At 45.8% G+C, this 18697-nt stretch carries 14 protein-coding genes; all 14 read left to right on the top strand.

Annotation, left to right across the window (positions count from 1 at the left end; genetic code table 11):
* The first annotated feature begins 5 nt into the window (after positions 1-5).
* The 14 genes from FKG96_RS25830 to FKG96_RS25765 all read left to right on the top strand — a co-directional run bounded on the left by FKG96_RS25830 (position 6) and on the right by FKG96_RS25765 (position 18692).
* A complete protein-coding gene (locus FKG96_RS25830; RefSeq protein WP_130858161.1) occupies positions 6-1220 on the top strand; it encodes a hypothetical protein in 1215 nt (404 codons plus the stop codon).
* Between the two features lie 34 nt (positions 1221-1254).
* Positions 1255-2301 carry a TIM barrel protein gene (locus FKG96_RS25825; RefSeq protein WP_130858160.1) on the top strand — a complete coding sequence of 349 codons (1047 nt, stop codon included), beginning with the start codon at positions 1255-1257 and terminating at the stop codon, positions 2299-2301.
* Positions 2302-2326: 25 nt separating this feature from the next.
* Positions 2327-3490 carry a Gfo/Idh/MocA family protein gene (locus FKG96_RS25820; protein WP_130858159.1) on the top strand — a complete coding sequence of 388 codons (1164 nt, stop codon included), beginning with the start codon at positions 2327-2329 and terminating at the stop codon, positions 3488-3490.
* Positions 3491-3514: 24 nt separating this feature from the next.
* Complete coding sequence (locus FKG96_RS25815; protein ID WP_130858158.1) at positions 3515-4300, top strand: DUF1080 domain-containing protein; 786 nt, start codon at positions 3515-3517, stop codon at positions 4298-4300.
* A gap of 11 nt (positions 4301-4311) precedes the next feature.
* Positions 4312-4683: a transmembrane 220 family protein gene (locus FKG96_RS25810; RefSeq protein WP_013663763.1), complete on the top strand. Its 372-nt coding sequence runs from the start codon at positions 4312-4314 to the stop codon at positions 4681-4683.
* Between the two features lie 11 nt (positions 4684-4694).
* A complete protein-coding gene (locus FKG96_RS25805; RefSeq protein ID WP_130858157.1) occupies positions 4695-5405 on the top strand; it encodes an EboA domain-containing protein in 711 nt (236 codons plus the stop codon).
* Between the two features lie 13 nt (positions 5406-5418).
* Positions 5419-6405 (top strand): TatD family hydrolase, encoded by a 987-nt coding sequence (locus tag FKG96_RS25800; RefSeq protein WP_130858156.1) that lies wholly within the window; start codon positions 5419-5421, stop codon positions 6403-6405.
* A gap of 1 nt (position 6406) precedes the next feature.
* Complete coding sequence (gene eboC / locus FKG96_RS25795; RefSeq protein ID WP_130858155.1) at positions 6407-7291, top strand: UbiA-like protein EboC; 885 nt, start codon at positions 6407-6409, stop codon at positions 7289-7291.
* 13 nt (positions 7292-7304) lie between these two features.
* Positions 7305-8495, top strand: coding sequence for a 3-dehydroquinate synthase (locus FKG96_RS25790; protein WP_149106275.1), 1191 nt, complete (start codon positions 7305-7307; stop codon positions 8493-8495).
* Positions 8496-8505: 10 nt separating this feature from the next.
* Positions 8506-9708, top strand: coding sequence for a metabolite traffic protein EboE (gene eboE, locus FKG96_RS25785; RefSeq protein WP_165447068.1), 1203 nt, complete (start codon positions 8506-8508; stop codon positions 9706-9708).
* A gap of 5 nt (positions 9709-9713) precedes the next feature.
* Entirely contained in the window at positions 9714-11072 is a 1359-nt protein-coding gene (locus FKG96_RS25780; RefSeq protein ID WP_130858152.1) for an alkaline phosphatase family protein, read from the top strand.
* 268 nt (positions 11073-11340) lie between these two features.
* On the top strand, positions 11341-12348 hold the full coding sequence (locus tag FKG96_RS25775; RefSeq protein WP_130858598.1) for an IS110 family transposase: 1008 nt from the start codon (positions 11341-11343) through the stop codon (positions 12346-12348).
* A gap of 291 nt (positions 12349-12639) precedes the next feature.
* A complete protein-coding gene (locus FKG96_RS25770) occupies positions 12640-15888 on the top strand; it encodes a glycosyl hydrolase (RefSeq protein WP_130858597.1) in 3249 nt (1082 codons plus the stop codon).
* Positions 15889-15911: 23 nt separating this feature from the next.
* The gene (locus FKG96_RS25765) at positions 15912-18692 is read left to right on the top strand and encodes a family 78 glycoside hydrolase catalytic domain (RefSeq protein WP_149106274.1); all 2781 of its coding nucleotides are present in this window, start codon (positions 15912-15914) and stop codon (positions 18690-18692) included.
* The last annotated feature ends 5 nt before the right edge of the window (positions 18693-18697 follow it).

Raw genomic sequence — 18697 nt, 5'->3', positions numbered from 1 at the left:
ATAGGATGAATATTATTCAAAAAGCAATGGAACAGGGAGGGGGGATATTAAGATTAGCACCCAATTGGGTGCCCCGATCTTTCTGTGTACCCGGTAGGCGTATTAAATTACATCCGGACGATTACTACATATTGGGTGGCGAACGAGGGGGTATTGACGAACGCTGGCTCTCATCCACGACACCCGCTAAAAATGGCCCATTAACAGGCGAGCACGAGGGCTTAAGCTTTATTGTGTATGAAGAGGGTTCTACCGTGCAAAAGGCCCTGCTCCGTGATGCTGTTGAACTACTCAAAGGCGAATTAATCGGTCAACGTCTATGGGATGCTTACAAAAGCTGGCCGATGTATTCCAAATTTTTTGACAATATGGGCCCACTTCCACATCATATCCATCATAATGATGAGAAAGCAGCACTCATCGGTCAACAGGGCAAACCGGAAGCCTATTATTTTCCGCCACAGCTGAATAATCATGGGGGCGACTTCCCTTATACGTTTATGGGAATCGCGCCCGGTACAACGAAGGATCAAATAAAAACTTGTTTGATGAATTTTTCAAAAGGCGATAATAAGATTACCAATTTTTCACAAGCATTCCGCTTGGAGCCTGGTACGGGGTGGGACGTCCCACCCGGTTTGCTTCACGCACCGGGCAGTTTATGTACTTATGAGCCGCAGAAAGCTTCGGATGTCTTTGCGATGTACCAATCGCTCGTCAACGAGGCCGTTATACCCGAAGAGCTATTATGGAATGGTACGCCCAAAGAGCGTATCGGCGATTTTGACGAATTGCTGGATGTGATCGATTGGGAGTTGAACGTAGATCCCCATATGATGAAAAATCGCTTCATGCGTCCTGTGCCGGTAAAATCAATGGCGGAGATGAGAGAAATGGGTTATGAGGAAAAATGGATATGTTATAAGTCTGACGCCTTTAGCGCGAAGGAACTGACCATTCTGCCAGGCCAAACGGTGACGATATATGATGGCGCCGCCTACGGATTGATTATGATGCAAGGCCGTGGAAAGCTAGGTATTTGGGAGGTTGAAACTCCGGCGCTCATTCGGTACAACCAGCTTACTAATGATGAGTTTTTCGTATCGGAAAAGGCTGCAGTAAATGGTGTTACCATCAGCAATTATTCACGTGTTGATCCGATGGTCTTATTGAAACACTTCGGTCCTGCTAATCCTGATTTAGATAAAACCAACTTTTAGGCAAAATCCAAATTCATTGTAAAACAATCAAATTATGAAGAAGAACAATTTTCCCAAACTACATAATGCTACCTGGCCCGGTGTTGTTGGAAAAGGTGAAGGAGCTGAACCAATCATTTCGCTGGATACGCTGCTGGAACGGACGGCAACAGCGGTGGTGGATGGTGTTAAGTTCGACGGTATAGATTTGGGGCTTTTCGACGAGCATATTCGGATGGACGCTTCTGATGACGAAATCAAACAATTGGTGGATAAAGTAGGGACACTCGACCTGGTAATCGGCACCTTGGTAGCGCCGGTTTGGCACCCTTCGGGCGGAGCAGCAATGGGATATGCGGAGGAGAGAAGGCGCTTCGTGGATGTGGTACGCAGGGCCTGCCGTTTCGGTGAAAAACTGCGAAAATTAGGAATCAGGACGAATAATGTAATCCGCATTGATTCGGCTTCCAGTGTAAATGAGTGGCTAAAAAATCCAGTGGCAAATAGCAAACTGATAGCACAAACCTTTCGCGAGGCTTGTGATGTTGCCGAAGGTTTCGGAGAAAGGCTTGCGGCAGAGGGCGAAATATGTTGGGGAGGGATGCATAGCTGGCGGGTGATGTTAGATACCTTGGAACAGGTAAATAGGCCTAATATCGGTTTTCAGGCAGATATGGCGCATACACTTTTATACTTGCTAGGGTATAACAGTCCGGAAGATCGCATCTTGCCGACAGATTTTGAATGGAGCGATCGAGGAACCTTTCAGGCGGGCTTACGCGAACTGACTGAACAGTTAAGACCCTGGACAATTGATTTTCATGTGGCGCAGAACGATGGCACCGTTTTCGGATCCGGCTCGCACGATAAGACCGGACGCCATTGCCTAGCGAGTGATCCTAATGGAAAGCTTGATATCGCTACGGATGCCGGGTTTTGGTTAAGAGATAGTCATGGTGAATTAACAAAAGCTTTTAACCACATCTGTTGGGATGGCTGCATGTTTCCCAATACGGTTATGGAAAAACAAGATACTTGGGATGATATCTTAAGGGCTATGGTTCAGGTAAGGGAGCGACATGGCTGGTACGCAGCTGAATAAGGTGTTTACTAAACATAGAAAGATCATGACGAAAGAAATTAGAATAGGTTTGGTTGGATGCGGTTTTATGGGAAGAACGCATACAAATGGCTACAAGAGAGTGGGCGATTTTTTCCCCGAACTTAGTTACCGGCCAATTTTAAAAGCTGTTTGTGCAAGAAATAAAGAAAAAGTAGCCGCTTTTGCCCAACAATGGGGGTATGAGTCTTACGAAACGGATTGGAATAGGTTAATAGCCCGCGATGATATTGACGCGATTGATATCTGTACGCCCAATAATATGCACGCCGAAATAGCAATTGCCGCGGCTAAAGCAGGGAAAATGATTTTATGTGAAAAGCCATTGGCCCGAACGTTGCCAGAGGCAGCATCCATGGTTAAGGCCATTGAACAGGCAAGGGTAAAAAACACCGTGTGGTATAATTACCGCAGAATACCGGCTGTTACGCTGGCAAAAAAGATCGTTGATAGCGGCAAATTAGGTCGTATTTTTCATTATCGCGCTAATTTTCTGCAAGATTGGACGATTAATGAGCATCTTCCACAGGGAGGAAAAGCTTTCTGGCGTATGGATGCAAACGCCGCCGGCTCAGGAGTCACAGGCGATTTATTGGCACATTGCATCGATACGGCGATGTGGTTAAATGGTGCTATCAAGGATGTATCGGCTGTAACGGAAACTTTTGTTAAACAACGAATGCATGAGGAGACGGGACGGCTGCAGGATGTAAAAATTGATGATGCCTGTATTTTTCATTGCCATTTTGAAAATGGCTCTCTTGGACTTTTTGAGTCGACACGCTACGCCCGTGGTCATAAAGCATTGTACACCTTTGAGATTAATGGGGAGCACGGCTCATTAAAATGGGATCTGCATGACTTGAACCGATTGGATTACTTTAACCACCGGGATGAGTCGGAGCTAAGGGGATGGCGATCGATTCTCGTTACCGATGGCGATCAACCTTATATGGATAAATGGTGGGTTCCCGGCCTTTCAATAGGCTATGAGCATTCTTTTGTACATCAGGTAGCAGACTTTCTGCATAGTCTGGAGAGCGGACAAGCTTGTGCACCAAGCTTTCGGGATGCCTTAGAAACGCAAAAGGTCTGCGAAGCCGTCCTTCATTCTGCCTCGTCCGGCCAATGGCAGCAGACGGATGTGGTATGGGCAGCGGAAACACAATAATTGATCTGAAAATCTAAATAGATTATGGAAAAAATAATAAAGAAGCGCTTCGAGCGAGACTTAATCGCTTGTTTACTGCTTATACTGCCGTTCGGCGCTTGCAGTCAATCCACCAGCGAAAGCAACAATAGCCATCAGGCGTCGGCAGACGGCGAATACGTGCTTATGTTTGATGGTCAGACACTTAGGGGATGGGAAGGTGATACGAGCTATTGGCGGGTAGAAGACGGAAAAATAATAGGTGAACGTAAGGCCACTGACGAACCCTTGAAGCGGAATACCTTCTTGATATGGAAGGGAGGGCAACCCGCGGATTTCGACTTGACTTTGCAGTATAAAATTTCGGACGCCGGTAATAGTGGAATAAATTATCGGAGCGAACAGCTTGAGGATACGCCATTTGCCTTAAAGGGATATCAAGCCGATATAGATGGGAAAAATAACTATACCGGGCAACTTTATGAAGAGCGTAAACGGACCACACTCGCTTATCGTGGACAGGTCGTTGAAGTCCCGGATGCTAATGGTGGTGAAGTAAAGAACAATGCCTGGACAGGATTGATGGTAAAAGGCACCCTTGGTGAAGACGCGAAGCTTCGGGCAGCGATTAAAGCAAACGATTGGAATACCTGTCGGATCGTCGCAAAAGGAAATAGCTTGCAACATTATATCAATGGTGTTTTGATGAGTGAAGTGCTTGACAATGACGGTAAAAATCGCCGCGATGCAGGCTTCATCGGTGTTCAGATTCACGTTGGTCCGCCAATGAGGGTGGAATTTAGGGATATGAAATTGAAAATACTGCACTAAAACTATTGATTATGTGGTGGTTACAGATACTGAATATTATTTTCTTTTTGTCGTTCTTACTCTTTGCTTATTTCAATTTAAACGACAAAGACTCTTGGTTATGGGTTCCCATTTATGTGTTAGCAGCGGTGCTCTGCGGACTTGCCGTATTGAATAGGTACTTCCATATAGTCTATTTAGGGGCCATCGGATTTTACCTCGCCTACGCCTCTATTCTCTTTTTTGTGAAGGATGGGGTGCTGGATTGGTTTACCAAATATAAGCGGCAGAGCATCGTGGAAAGTATGCAGGCCACGAAACCCTACATTGAAAAAACGCGGGAATTTTTTGGGCTACTGATTATCAGTACCGCATTGGGATTGAATTATTATGTAAGTGCCTGATCTAGCAAGATATGAACGAAGAAACTAAAAGCCAGCTTAATGGGTTAGCTTATCGCATTGGGCAATTAAACTTTGAAATCAATGATTGGAAGTGGCTGGAGGAACAGCTTGGTAAGGTGAAGATGAGTTCCGATCATATTTATGGTACCTTTTCATCGCTGAGTAGAATATTACCGAAAAAGGCGGTTGAATTATTGGACGCGGATCGCGAAGCCTTGCAGTTGATCGCGCCGGGTTTTCAGATGCGTGCCTGGGATACGCATCGATTAGCGCGTATGTTACTACTGCTAAATTTAAGAGACTTGATGGAAGCTGATTATGTCCAGGTGTTAAATCATTTATTTGATTATGCCGATATATCCGAAATGGTTGCCTTATATAGTTCGCTGATCGTTTTGGAATACCCTGATCATTGGAAATCGGTCTGTGTGGAAGGAATTCGGATGAATATTGGACTTGTACATGAGGCTATTATGTATGACAACCCCTATCCCTTTTTCTATCTGGATAATGCCGCATGGAATCAACTCATCTTGAAAGCAATCTTTAATGACATGCAGTTAGCGTATATAGTCGGAATATATGCACGTATGAATGAACCGCTTATTTCGGCGCTTTTAGATTATGTAGCGGAACGTGAGGCGGCGGGTAGGACTGTAAGCCTCCCTGTGCGGGAATTGCTCAGTTTGAGCGAAAAGAACTATTCTTTTAACATGAATTAGTAGCGTAAAACTTATGTGTGGAAACCAATTGTTTATAAATGGGGAAGATGCTGTATCCCCTTTAAGTGTCGACTTGTTGGAAACGGTAAAAGAGATGAATTTCTTTGATCCGCATATCCATATGACATCCCGTACAACCGACGATTATCAGGCGATGGCGGATGCAGGTATTGTTGCCATTATTGAACCGGCCTTTTGGTTAGGTCAACCCCGAACCAGCGCGCATACCTTTAAGGATTACTATAGTAGTTTGATCGGATGGGAGCGATTCCGAGCGTCGCAATTTGGGATTAAACATTATTGTACGATTGGATTAAACGCCAAAGAGGCGAATAATACCGCTTTGGCGGCGCAAGTAATGGAATTATTGCCTTTGTTTTTACATAAAGAGGGGGTGGTGGGTATTGGCGAAATCGGTTTTGACGATCAAACAGCTGCGGAGGAGCATTATTACCGCCTGCAACTGGAACTGGCGAAAAAGGCAAGGTTACCGGTGCAGGTTCATACACCTCACCGCGATAAAAAACGAGGTACGCTTCGGAGTATGGAAATTGCTTTAGAGCATGGGTTGGCCCCTGATCAACTCATTATCGATCACAATAACGAGGAAACTGTTGAAGAGGTCCTGAGCAGGGGCTTTTGGGCAGCTTTTACGATTTACCCTTTTACGAAGATGGGCAACGAGCGCATGGTAGAATTGGTGAAAAGATATGGAGCAGCGCGTATCATGATTAATTCGGCCGCGGATTGGGGGATTAGTGACCCCCTAGCGGTTCCAAAAACCGCGGCGCTCATGAAAGCGAAAGGAATCAGTGATGAAGAAATTCGCCTGGTAACTTATCAAAATGCCATAACGGCTTTCGCCCGGAGCGGTCAACTTGATCCGCAGGATTTCGTCGTGAAAGCAAAGGTAGACCAACGCGAAAAGTTTGCGGGTAATAGTGTGCTCCGCGGAGGGCAGCAACCACGGATAGACAAGTCATCGATCATCATTAGCTGATATGGGAAAAATAAAATACTACCTACGGTTGTTGCGACCGGCAAACATTTTAACCGCTATAAGTGATGTACTGGCCGGGATAGCTTTGTCGACAGCCTCCAGCGATGCCGTCGGCATTGGCGAGACGGATATCCTGTGGCTCTGCATGGCAACGATCGGCTTGTATGGTGGTGGAATTGTTTTCAATGATGTTTTTGATGCGGCAATCGATCGATTCGAACGTTCCGAAAGACCTATACCCAGCGGAAAGGTCTCTGTTAGACAGGCTGCGCTGTTTGGAAGTCTTTTCTTTGTATTCGGACTTTTAGCTGCTTGTACGGTCAATATTGCAGCGGGTACGATTGCGGGCTTCATTGTATGCGCAGCACTTCTTTATAATAAATGGGCAAAACATCACCGGCTGTTTGGCCCACTGGTGATGGGACTTTGCCGAGGGGCTAATCTTTTGCTGGGAATAGCGATTGCTTCCCACAACCTGTTAGCTATGGGATACATATCGCTCGTGCCCATCGTTTATATTGCCGCAATCACCTTGATTAGTAGCGGGGAAGTTCATGGAGGTCGGAAATCCAACGCTATGATAGCCACCGGTGCATATACGCTCGTGATTGCGGCTATTGGCTTATTTGCATATATCCATCATTCCTTTGCTTATACCCTATCCTGTTTGGTTGTGTTGGTGATCGTCATCTATCCTCCCTTGTTTCGAGCCATGCTAGATGCCGATGCAGGAAACGTTGGTAAAGCGGTAAAAGCGGGTATCATCGGCTTGATCGTCGTGAACGCCGCTTGGGCAATGGCTAGCAGTGCCTTCGTCTTAACCGGAATCATCTTGTTACTATTGCCCCTTTCGATTTGCATTGCGCGATTTTTCGCGGTTACTTAAACAAAACTATCGCATGAAACACATTTTAAAGCAGCATTTGACAGTGACCTTTCAGTACGAGGTATACTTTAGTGAAAATATCTTTTCAATCGATAATTCTTTATTTAGGGATGCGCTAGCGCCTTACCTAAAGCCTGGTTTGGTTCGTCAATTACTTTTTGTAATAGACGAGGAGCTGAGCCTTGCTCATCCGGGCCTCCTCGAGCAAATCGATGTGTACTTTCAGCGGCAGGTACATTTAGCGCTTGTGAAAGAAAAAATAATCCTCCCGGGTGGCGAGGTGGTGAAGAATAGTCCGTATTACTTTAATCAAATTGTTGAAGCTATCCATCGGCATAAAGTCGATCGCCATTCATTTGTGGTTGCTATTGGTGGCGGAAGTGTATTGGATGTGGCCGGTTATGCCGCGGCTGTTTCGCACCGAGGGATCAAACACATCCGCATACCCACCACCGTGCTGTCTCAAGACGATTCAGGGGTCGGCATAAAGAATGGAATCAATTTTTTCGGTAAGAAAAACTTCCTCGGAACCTTTGCACCACCGATTGCTGTTTTTAATGACTATCAATTATTAGAAACATTGAGCGATCGGCATTGGGTTGCCGGGATTGCTGAAGCGATTAAAGTAGCGCTTATCAAAGATGCAACTTTCTTTGAATGGCTGCGTGATCAGGTGGATGGTATTCTAAAGCGAAATGCTGATACCATGAAATATTTGATCTGGAGAAGTGCGCAATTACATATGGACCACATCGCGAGTGGCGATCCTTTTGAACTGGGATCTTCACGTCCCCTAGACTTTGGGCACTGGAGTGCGCATAAAATAGAACAGCTGAGTGACTTTCAAATATTGCATGGCGAAGCTGTTGCCATTGGTATTGCACTGGATACAACGTATTCTTTTTTACAGGGATATTTAAATGAATGTGATTACAAGGAAATACTGCGTGTACTGCAAGCTTATGAATTACCTATTTTCCATCAACTATTAAAAGATGAAAGGGTCATATCCGATTTACTCGACGGTTTGGAAGAGTTTAGAGAACATTTAGGAGGTAAACTGACCATTATGCTGCTACGTGCGGTGGGTGTAGGTCTGGAGGTACATGAAATGGATCACGATCGGATTAGGGAAGCGCTTGCACGTTTAAAGAAGTTAGATGAAGCTCAACAACAAAGGAAATTGGTTTCGCTTCCAGATTAAATTTGAAATTATGTATACAGCAAATGGACATTTAACTTATTGTACGAATATACATGCCGGCGAAAGTTGGTCGGCACACTTTAAAGTGTTACAGACATTTCTTCCGGCGATTAAAGAGCAAGTAGCTCCGCTACAACGGATGGGGATAGGGCTCCGCGTTTCGGAAGAGGCCAGTCGAACATTGATTCAGCCAGCGGAGCTGGCAGCCTTTAAAGACTGGCTAAAGCAAGAACAGCTTTACGTATTTACTATGAATGGGTTCCCCTACGGTGCTTTCCACCAAACCAGCGTGAAAGACTTGGTACACCAACCGGATTGGACTACCAATGAACGTTTAAGTTATACAAAACGACTCTTTGATATCTTGGCTGTGTTGTTGCCGGAAGGAATGCATGGGAGCATATCAACCTCTCCATTAAGCTATAGGCATTGGGAACCGCACAATTGTCAGGAAAGGCGAAACGTAGCGACCCAAAACATCGTCGCTGTGGCGATCTATCTCCGACAGATTGAGCAGGAAAAAGGTATACACTTGCATTTGGATATCGAACCCGAACCGGATGGCCTTTTGGAAAATGGAGACGAGTTTTTGGATTGGTATATAAACGACTTAATCCCTACCGGTAGCCGCTTGCTTTCCGCTGCTCATCATCTATCTGATGTGGAAGCAGCAGGGATACTGAAGCGTTACATTCAGCTATGTTACGATGTCTGCCACTTCGCTGTGGGTTATGAACAACACGAGGAGATAATAGAAGCCATTAGAAGTGAAGGCATACAAATTGGGAAAATACAGGCCAGCGCGGCCATTAAAGCCTCCATGTCACCCCTAACGGGAGATAGGAACCAGCTAAAGGAAGTGTTTAATGCATTTAATGAAGATACCTACCTCCATCAGGTGATTGCAAAAACCACCGGGAACGGTTTGATCCGATATCGTGATTTACCCGATGCACTCTTGGATGTGGACAACCCTGATGTGGAAGAGTGGCGGGCGCACTTTCACGTACCTTTGTTTATAGATAATTATGGAAATATTGCTTCTACACAAAACGATGTGCGGCAAATTTTAAGTTTGCAGCGATCAGCAAAATTGAGCGATTATATTGAGGTCGAAACCTATACCTGGGAAGTCTTACCGCAAGCATTGAAAATGCCTTTGGTAAGCTCGGTAGCTAGGGAGATTAACTGGGTCAAGGATCAAATTATTTAATGGAGATGTTACATAAGACCGTTGTACTGGATGTGGTTGGCTTATCAAGTTCGCTGATAGGGGAGCACACCCCGTTTTTACAAGCTTATGCCGCGGAACATGGATTGCAACGTATTGCGCCGATGTTGCCGGCGGTAACAACGTCGGTGCAATCCACCTATCTAACAGGCAAGTGGCCCAAGGAACATGGGATTGTAGGAAACGGCTGGTATGATCGGATCGATTGTGAAGTAAAATTTTGGAAACAATCGAATAAATTGGTGTTAAGCGACAAGATTTGGGAAAAAGCGAAGGAGCTAGATCCTGACTTTACATGCGCGCAATTGTTCGGTTGGTATAATATGTACTCGCAGGCAGACTACTCGGTTACGCCTCGACCAAATTATCTGGCCGATGGACGGAAAATTCCCGATTGTTATAGTCGGCCTGCCGAGCTGAGAGATTATTTACAACATCGTCTAGGGCAATTTCCTTTGTTTCAATTTTGGGGTCCCGGTGCAAATATTAAGTCAACCCAATGGATAGCCGACGCCGCCATGCTTACGGATAAACGTTTTGATCCGACTTTAAGCTTTATATACTTGCCGCATTTGGATTACGGTTTACAAAAATATGGCCCTCATGCCTCCGAAATAAGGCAGAGTCTAATGGAAATTGATCGCGTTGTGCAACAGCTGGTCCATTATTATCAGGAACAACAGGCGCGAATTATTATTTTATCGGAGTACGGAATTTGTCCCGTTAATCGGCCAATCCATGTGAATCGATTATTGCGGAAGGAGGGTTTGTTGCAAGTTAGGGTAGAACGCGGTTTGGAACTGCTCGATCCCGGGGCTTCGGCGGCATTTGCTGTAGCTGATCATCAAGTTGCTCATATTTATGTACAGGATAAGCGTAAAATTCCGATGATCCAACAATTGTTAGCGCAACTTGAAGGGGTGAAATTAATACTGGATCGGGATGCGCAACAGGCTTATCATATACAGCATGAGCGGTCGGGCGACCTCTTGCTAATGGCGGATGCACAGAGTTGGTTTACTTATTATTTTTGGTTAGATGATAAAAAGGCACCGGATTATGCCCGCGCTGTAGATATTCATAAAAAACCCGGCTATGATCCGGTGGAGCTCTTTATGACATCTAAAGGACGAGCTTTTTATAAACTGCTGCGGAAAAAACTGGGTCTCCGCTATGTGATGGATGTGATCCCTTTAGACGCAACCCTTGTTAAAGGTTCGCATGGTAGCCTGGCAATCGATCCCGCTTATTATCCGGTAATCATGAGTGACGCAACGAAGCAAAATACGGGTGAATTGACCGCTATAGACGTTTATCGAGTTATGTGGGAGGCGTTGAGTAGTTAAAGAGTTGAGTAGGGAACTAGTTAGGTAGTGATGAACGATCGTTAGTTTGTACTCTAAAGAATAAAGAGAAGAAATGGGAATAAAACGTGCGATATATCTTTGGATAAAAAAGCTCCATCTGCTGCCCTAACTTTAGATGAATGACAGGCAGAACCTAACACTCATATTAAGGACAGCAGATATATTGAGTTAAAGCCAGAGAGTATTTAGGGCAGAACCCATTATCACGATGTTAGCCACTCAATACGGAGCATAAAACAAAAAGTTTATGCAAGTATATGGAATAGATTTATCAAAGGAAAAGTTTGATGTAAACTTTCTTGATGTAAACGGAAAAGAAAAGCACAGAACAGTGAAAAATGAGTTTTCAGCGATATGTGGATTTCTCAGGGAGGTACCGATGGGATCAATCCTGTGTGCAGAGCATACGGGGACATATGGGGATGTATTGGTGTTCCTGTGCAACCAGTACGGGGTTGGCATAGCCCTTGTTCCGGGCTATACGGTCAGGCACAGCCTGGGTCTTGTAAAGGGGAAATCAGATCCGGTCGATGCATTCCGTTTACGGGAATATGGGGAACGGTTTAACGATAAGCTGTCGTTCCGGGAATACCAGGGAGAGCATATGTCGGAACTGCGGCAGCTTTATTCACTTCGCTCGCAGCTGGTCAAAGCCCGCAAGGAGCTCCGGACAGGGGCCCATGCAAGGGATCAGCTGCCGGTGCAGAGTGTAGCGGCCAACCTAATCCTAAAAGCCTCATTGGACGCACTTGATGATCAGGTGGAACAGGTTGAAAAGGAAATACGGGAGATAATTATGAATGATGGTGATTTTAAGGAGAATTACTCGCTATCAGTATCTGTACTGGGAGTTGGTCCTGTCATCGCAAGGGAGATGATCATCAAAACGGGAAACTTCAAGGTGATCGATACGGCCAGAAAGGCGGCCTCCTACGCAGGGGTATGTCCGTTCCCCAATAGCTCGGGCAATATGGTGGGAAAGTCCAGGACAAGTCCTTTTGCTGACAGAGCACTCAAAACGCTGCTGTATATGGGTGCAAAAGCGGCGGTTAAACACAATAAGGAATACCAGCTGTATTACCGGAAAAAGCAGCAGGAAGGAAAGCCCCATTTTCTAATCATGGACAATGTTATGAACAAATTATTAAGAACGGTCTACAGTGTGGTAAAGAACAGAACGCCATATTCAAGAGATTATATATGTCTGGATCCGAGAGAAAAAAATGTAAACAGCTCCGAAAAAAATGTGGCCTGAAAACTTGCAATTTAATAGAGTATATGAGTGATAAATGATCAACGGTGGGACAGTTGCTGCCTAAAGCTTGCCGCTTATGGCTTAAGGCCTATAGTTATAGCCGCTAAGGCCTCGAGCTAGGGAAATAAGCTGATGGCTGAAAGCTGATATCCGAAAGCCTATAGCCTACTGCCTAAAGCTTACCGCTTATAGTTTACAGCTAATAGCTCCTATCAGGATAGAACAGGATGAAGAAATACATAATAAAAGCTATATTGGCTAAGAAATTACCGATTATTACCTAATCAAAATATGAATTATTGGCGTTTCCTATTTTTTCGAACAATTATCTTACTATGGACGTGTTTTCTGTGCTGGAAATGCGCCCCCGATGATACCGATCAATCATTTGCTGCTTTAGAAGAAGCTTTTCAACAACCGCCCGACTCCATCCAAACAAGCGTCTATTGGTATTGGATTTCGGATCATATTTCCAAAGAAGGGGTTGTTAAAGATTTAGAAGCGATGAAAGCTGTTGGTATTAATCGCGCATTTATCGGCAATATCGGTTTAGAAGATGTGCCTTACGGAAAGGTCAAACTTTTTTCGGATGAGTGGTGGGAAATTACGCATGCAGCTTTAAAAAGAGCGGGTGAGCTAGGCATCGAAATCGGTTTATTCAACAGTCCCGGCTGGAGCCAATCGGGCGGGCCTTGGGTTAAACCCGCCCAAGCGATGCGCTACTTAGGGGCAACGGAAACGTTGGTGAGGGGCGGCAAGCAAGTTGCCGTTAAACTGCCGCAGCTGGGTGAAAACTTTCAAGATGTGCGCGTCCTCGCATTTCCCGCAAGTGCAGAATACGGACAATCAATTGCGGATGCTAGTCCTGAGATTTTGGCACAACCTAGCTTAAAGAACCTCCCCTTACTGATCGATCAGGACACACAGACCCATGTGAAGCTGCCTGCCGGCTTAGCAACAGCAATTACCTTTACGACGGATAAGGATTATAGTGCCAGAAGCCTAACCATTACGCCTGCGGCGCAAGCGATGATGCTTCATGTCCGCTTGCAAGTTGCGGTCGATACCGGTTACCGGGAAATCAAATCATTTAAGATCGATCGTAGCAATAGCCAGCTCAATGTCGGTTTCGAACCGTACGCTCCTGTATCGGTATCTTTTGCAGCTGTTCGCGCCAAGAAGTTTCGCCTAGTCTTTACGGAAGTTTCGGAAAATGCCGCCTTGGCCGAAATAATACTGAGTCCTTTACCGCGTGTAGCGCGCTTTAAGGAGAAAGTTTTGGCGAAGATGCATCCGACTCCGCTTCCTTATTGGCATGATTATCTGTGGGAGACACAAGCTCCTGTCGACGATGCGGTACAGTTGACAAAGCCAACCACTGTGTTGGATATTACGGATAAAATGGACGCTGACGGTGCCTTGATTTGGAATGCACCGAAGGGCGACTGGATTGTTTTACGAACCGGCATGGTACCAACAGGTGTCAAGAACGGCCCTGCTTCACCGGAAGGAACCGGATTAGAGATCGATAAAATGAATCACCTCCATGTCGTTCAGCATTTTGATGCTTTCCTGGGCGAAGTTATGCGACGGATTCCGCCAGCCGATCGGAAAACGTTCAAGGTGGCTGTTCAGGATAGCTATGAAATGGGCGGTCAAAATTGGACAGACAATTTCATAGAAAAGTTTAAAAAGCAATACGGTTATGATCCTGTACCCTATATCCCCGTAATGTATGGCTATGTTATCGGCAGTCAGGATGAATCCGATCGCTTTTTGTGGGATTTGAGACGATTTATTGCCGATAAGGTAGCCTATGAGTATGTGGGCGGATTGCGTGATATCAGCCATAAACACGGACTAAGCATTTGGTTGGAGAACTACGGGCACTGGGGCTTTCCCGGTGAGTTTCTACAATATGGCGGACAATCGGATGAGGTGGGTGGTGAGTTTTGGAGCGAGGGTGATCTGGGGAATATCGAAAACAGGGCAGCTTCTTCCGCGGCACACATCTATGGGAAAAATAAGGTGTCGGCCGAATCCTTCACGGCTGCGGGAAACACCTATGGTCGATATCCTGCATTGATGAAACAACGGGGTGATCGCTTCTTTACTGAAGGGATCAATAATTCCTTACTGCATGTTTATATTCATCAAGCCTATGAAGATAAAAAGCCGGGAATGAACGCTTGGTTCGGAAACGAGTTTAACCGTTTTAATACATGGTATGCGGATATGGATTTATTTGTCGATTACCTGAAACGCTGCAATTTTATGTTGCAGCAGGGGAAATACGTGGCCGATGTGGCTTATTTTATCGGCGAAGACGCGCCTAAGATGACGGGGGTGCAGGATCCTGCCTTGCCAAAGGGTTATTCCTTTGATTATATCAATGGCGAGGTCATTCGGGATCGACTGAAGGTGAAGGATGGGCGCTTTGTTTTACCTGATGGGCTGTCTTATCGTATATTGGTGCTACCGAAGTTGGAAACCATGCGTCCGGAGCTGCTCGAAAAAATGGAAGAACTGGTGAGGGATGGTGGTGTGATATTAGGGCCGAAACCAAAGCGATCGCCCAGTTTGCAGCATTTTGGGGAAGCGGACAAGAAGGTAAAGGACTTGGCTGACAAACTGTGGGGAAATATCGATGCTAAACAAATAAAAACGCATGCTTATGGAAAGGGCTTGGTAATGGATGGTATGGACCTGCAAGCGGCATTGGATAGCTTGCAAATATTACCGGATGTTAAATTAGCGGATCGGGACACGGCCTTATTTATTCATCGCCGATTGGATGGAGGCGACATCTATTTTGTATCGAACCAAACGGATCAAGCGATCCGTATAACACCTGAATTTCGTGTTAGCGACAAGGTTCCGGCGTTATGGAATGCGATCGATGGTAGCCGACGGGAATTGCCGGAATTTAGTCAAACTGAACAGACTACAACCGTACCGCTGTTGCTCGAAGCCTATGAGAGTGCCTTTATTGTATTCCGGAAGGCCAACAAGCTCGATGAGAAGAAAAATCGGTTGAACTTTCCGTCTCCTACAAAAACGGAGATCATCCGGCAACCATGGACGGTGATATTCGATCAAACAGCCCAGGGGCCGGATAAACCGGTAGTCTTTGATAGCTTGAGCGATTGGTCGAAGCATTCGGATGAGCGAATACGCTATTACTCGGGAGCTGCGAACTATCAAACGACCATTCAACTGCAGAAACCTAAGGAAGGGCAACGGGTATACCTTAATATGGGGTCCGTTATTGCCTTAGCAAAAGTCCAGATAAACGGTAAAGATGCAGGTGGTGCTTGGACTCCACCTTATAAAATAGACATCACATCTGCTGTCCAAGAAGGGAAAAATCAGCTAGAGATCAAAGTTGTCAATACTTGGGTAAACCGGCTGATTGGTGATCTGGGTATCCCACAAGATAAGCGTACCACCTGGCTGCCGATCAATCCTTATCGAAGGGATAGTCCGCTACATCCGGCGGGCTTGCTCGGGCCCGTGACGATTGAGACCTATGCGTATTGAAGTTGATAGAAAAAAATACTCCCATGAAGAAGAAAATCCTCCTTTCACTAGTGTTCTACTGCCTGGCAGTACCCATTTCCTTTGCGCAAAAAGCAAGTATCATACCTGTCAATCTCCGGTTTGAATACTTAGAAAACCCGATGGGGATAGATGAACAATTTCCACGCTTTAGTTGGACTTTGGAAGCGAGGGATAAAAAGGCTTTTGGACAAAAGCAGGGAGCGTATCGGATCTTGGTCGCCTCGAAAGCAAGTCTGCTGGATAGGGGGGAGGCAGATATGTGGGACTCCAAATGGGTCAATTCAGACGCGATGCAGCAGGTTGTCTACCAAGGAAAGCCCTTACTGTCGGACCGAACCTATTATTGGAAAGTTGCCGTAAAGGATGAAGACGGGAAGCCGTCGCCTTGGAGCAAGTCGGCGCAATGGACTACCGGCTTGTTTGAACCAGGTGAATGGCAGGCGGAATGGATTGGCACGGATCAGCTTTTCGATCCCAAACAGAAGGACTGCAATATTATTGATCCTTGGTTACGTAAAACATTTGAGTTACCGCGACGTCCGGGCCGCGCATCACTTTTTGTCGCCTCCGTTGGCTTCCATGAAGTGTATGTGAATGGTAAACGGATAGGCGAGGATGTGCTGGCTCCGGCAGTAAGCGACCATACCAAGCGTGCACGTTACGTAAGCTACGATATTACACCTGCTCTAAAGAAAGGAAAAAATGTGGTTGCAATTTGGTTAGGAACGTCTTGGTCCATCCACGGTCCTTACGTTTCAGACCATCGGCCCAACACCCCTATCGTGCTGGCGCAGGCTGCCATTTATGCAGAGAAGGAACCGCAGGCTGATGCGAAGCCCATATTTTCACTAGCTACCGATGCTAGTTGGAAAACCCATCCAAGCCCTAATAAATTGCTCGGTATTTGGGATTCCAATCGAATGGGCGGTGAATTATGGAATGCCAATCAGGAAATGCCGGAATGGAACCGGCTTGATGGTGGCGATTCGGCTTGGAAAAATGTGGTGGTTTATAAACCGGAGTTGAAATTGTCGGCACAGCAGGTAGAAAAAAATTACCTGTTCGACGAAATTCGGCCGATTAGTATAGAAGAAAGGGCGGACGGTTCGTTTCGCGTAGATATGGGTGTTAATTTTGCGGGCTGGACCGAAGTACCAATAAAGGGAAATCCGGGAGATACTATTCAATTTCTCTATTCGGAAAGAGAACAAGACGACATGACCTTCGGTTTACATAGCGCCTATATCATAGGTGCAACGGGTAAGGGCGTTTTTCGGAATCGGTTCAACTATAGTTCGGGTCGGTGGATTACTATTAAAGGTTTAAAGGAAAAACCAAAACTATCAGCTATTCACGGCTGGGTGGTGCGCACCGGTATTCAATCCGCAACGCAATTTGCGTGCTCCGATTCGTTGCAACAATGGATTTATGATAAGGTGCGGTGGACTTTTGAAAACCTTTCGTTGGGTGGATATATTGTCGATTGTCCGCAACGGGAGCGCCTCGGTTATGGGGGGGATGCTCATGCAACCTGCGAAACGGGTATGCTTAATTATCATATGGGTGCTTTTTACACCAAATGGATGGAAGATTGGCGTGATGTAAGTGGAACGGAGAGCATCGTCGGTAATATGTATGATAGCACCTTTGCCCGTAAGAAACTGATGGGTGGCCGAATCCTTAACAATGGTATCCTGCCACATACTGCTCCGACCTATATGGGGGGTGGTGGGCCTGCATGGGGCGGGATTGTGGTGACCTTACCTTGGGCAATGTATCAACAGCAGGGCGACAAGCGGATACTGGAAAAGAATTTTGAATTGATAAAAAATTGGCTGGCTTTTCTGGATTCAAATACGAAAGAGGGCCTCTTGCAGCGATTTGGCGGGCATTGGGATTTTCTGGGCGACTGGCTCTGGCCAGGAGCTACTGCTGAAGGAATGAATAATGATAAGCCCGAAACGCTCTGTCTTAATAATTGCTACCGGGTGTACAATTTAAGGACAGCCGCAAAAATTGCAGATGCACTTGGCAAAGAGAAGGAAGCTAACCAATGGGAGGAACAGGCGAATGTCTATAGTAAAGTTATTCACGATCGTTTTTTTAACAAGACGGACAACAGCTATGCCGATAGCTCCATGGCGAATCTGGCCGCAGCACTCTTAGCGGATATTATGCCTAAAGATTTGCGTCCTCAGGTGATGGAAAGACTGGAACAAGAAATTCTGCTTAACAGGAACGGTCATATTCATGTGGGTATCACCGGTGGTGCGCTGTTGTTTAAATTGCTCCGTGAAAATAACAGAAACGATTTGATTTATAGCATGACTTCCCAAACGGATTATCCGAGCTGGGGCTACATGAAAGCGAATGGCGCAAGCACCATTTGGGAGATGTGGGAGAAAGATCTACCCGGGCATTCGCTCTTACATAGCTCGTACCTTTATCCGGGAGCGTGGTATATAGATGGTATTGCTGGCATCAAACTGGATCCAAAGCGGCCTGGATATCAACATTTTGTTGTGAGTCCTCCCAGCGCCTTACCCGCGCTGCGATGGGCGGAAGCTTCATTCAACTCTCCTGCGGGCCTTATTGAAGTGAAATGGAAAAGGGAGGAGCGCTTAGCCCTGCAGGTTATTGTGCCACCCAATTGTAGTGCAACATTGCGATTGAAGCATGAAGATGATATTGATGTGGAACCCTACGGAAATTATATCAAAAAAATCGGTCAGCAGGGCGGTGAAGTGATTTATGAACTGCAGGCCGGTACGTATTCTTTTTAGCGGAT

Origin of the sequence: Olivibacter sp. LS-1, from assembly GCF_008245145.1 — a bacterium.
GTDB lineage: Bacteria > Bacteroidota > Bacteroidia > Sphingobacteriales > Sphingobacteriaceae > Olivibacter > Olivibacter oleidegradans.
This window is presented reverse-complemented; position numbering and strand designations above follow the sequence as displayed.

Excerpts from the sequence above, each read along its gene's own strand:
- FKG96_RS25830 (WP_130858161.1), top strand. The coding sequence starts at position 6 with ATGAATATTATTCAAAAAGCAATGGAACAGGGAGGGGGGATATTAAGA.
- FKG96_RS25825 (WP_130858160.1), top strand. The coding sequence starts at position 1,255 with ATGAAGAAGAACAATTTTCCCAAACTACATAATGCTACCTGGCCCGGT.
- FKG96_RS25820 (WP_130858159.1), top strand. The coding sequence starts at position 2,327 with ATGACGAAAGAAATTAGAATAGGTTTGGTTGGATGCGGTTTTATGGGA.
- FKG96_RS25815 (WP_130858158.1), top strand. The coding sequence starts at position 3,515 with ATGGAAAAAATAATAAAGAAGCGCTTCGAGCGAGACTTAATCGCTTGT.
- FKG96_RS25810 (WP_013663763.1), top strand. The coding sequence starts at position 4,312 with ATGTGGTGGTTACAGATACTGAATATTATTTTCTTTTTGTCGTTCTTA.
- FKG96_RS25805 (WP_130858157.1), top strand. The coding sequence starts at position 4,695 with ATGAACGAAGAAACTAAAAGCCAGCTTAATGGGTTAGCTTATCGCATT.
- FKG96_RS25800 (WP_130858156.1), top strand. The coding sequence starts at position 5,419 with ATGTGTGGAAACCAATTGTTTATAAATGGGGAAGATGCTGTATCCCCT.
- eboC (WP_130858155.1), top strand. The coding sequence starts at position 6,407 with ATGGGAAAAATAAAATACTACCTACGGTTGTTGCGACCGGCAAACATT.
- FKG96_RS25790 (WP_149106275.1), top strand. The coding sequence starts at position 7,305 with ATGAAACACATTTTAAAGCAGCATTTGACAGTGACCTTTCAGTACGAG.
- eboE (WP_165447068.1), top strand. The coding sequence starts at position 8,506 with ATGTATACAGCAAATGGACATTTAACTTATTGTACGAATATACATGCC.
- FKG96_RS25780 (WP_130858152.1), top strand. The coding sequence starts at position 9,714 with ATGTTACATAAGACCGTTGTACTGGATGTGGTTGGCTTATCAAGTTCG.
- FKG96_RS25775 (WP_130858598.1), top strand. The coding sequence starts at position 11,341 with ATGCAAGTATATGGAATAGATTTATCAAAGGAAAAGTTTGATGTAAAC.
- FKG96_RS25770 (WP_130858597.1), top strand. The coding sequence starts at position 12,640 with ATGAATTATTGGCGTTTCCTATTTTTTCGAACAATTATCTTACTATGG.
- FKG96_RS25765 (WP_149106274.1), top strand. The coding sequence starts at position 15,912 with ATGAAGAAGAAAATCCTCCTTTCACTAGTGTTCTACTGCCTGGCAGTA.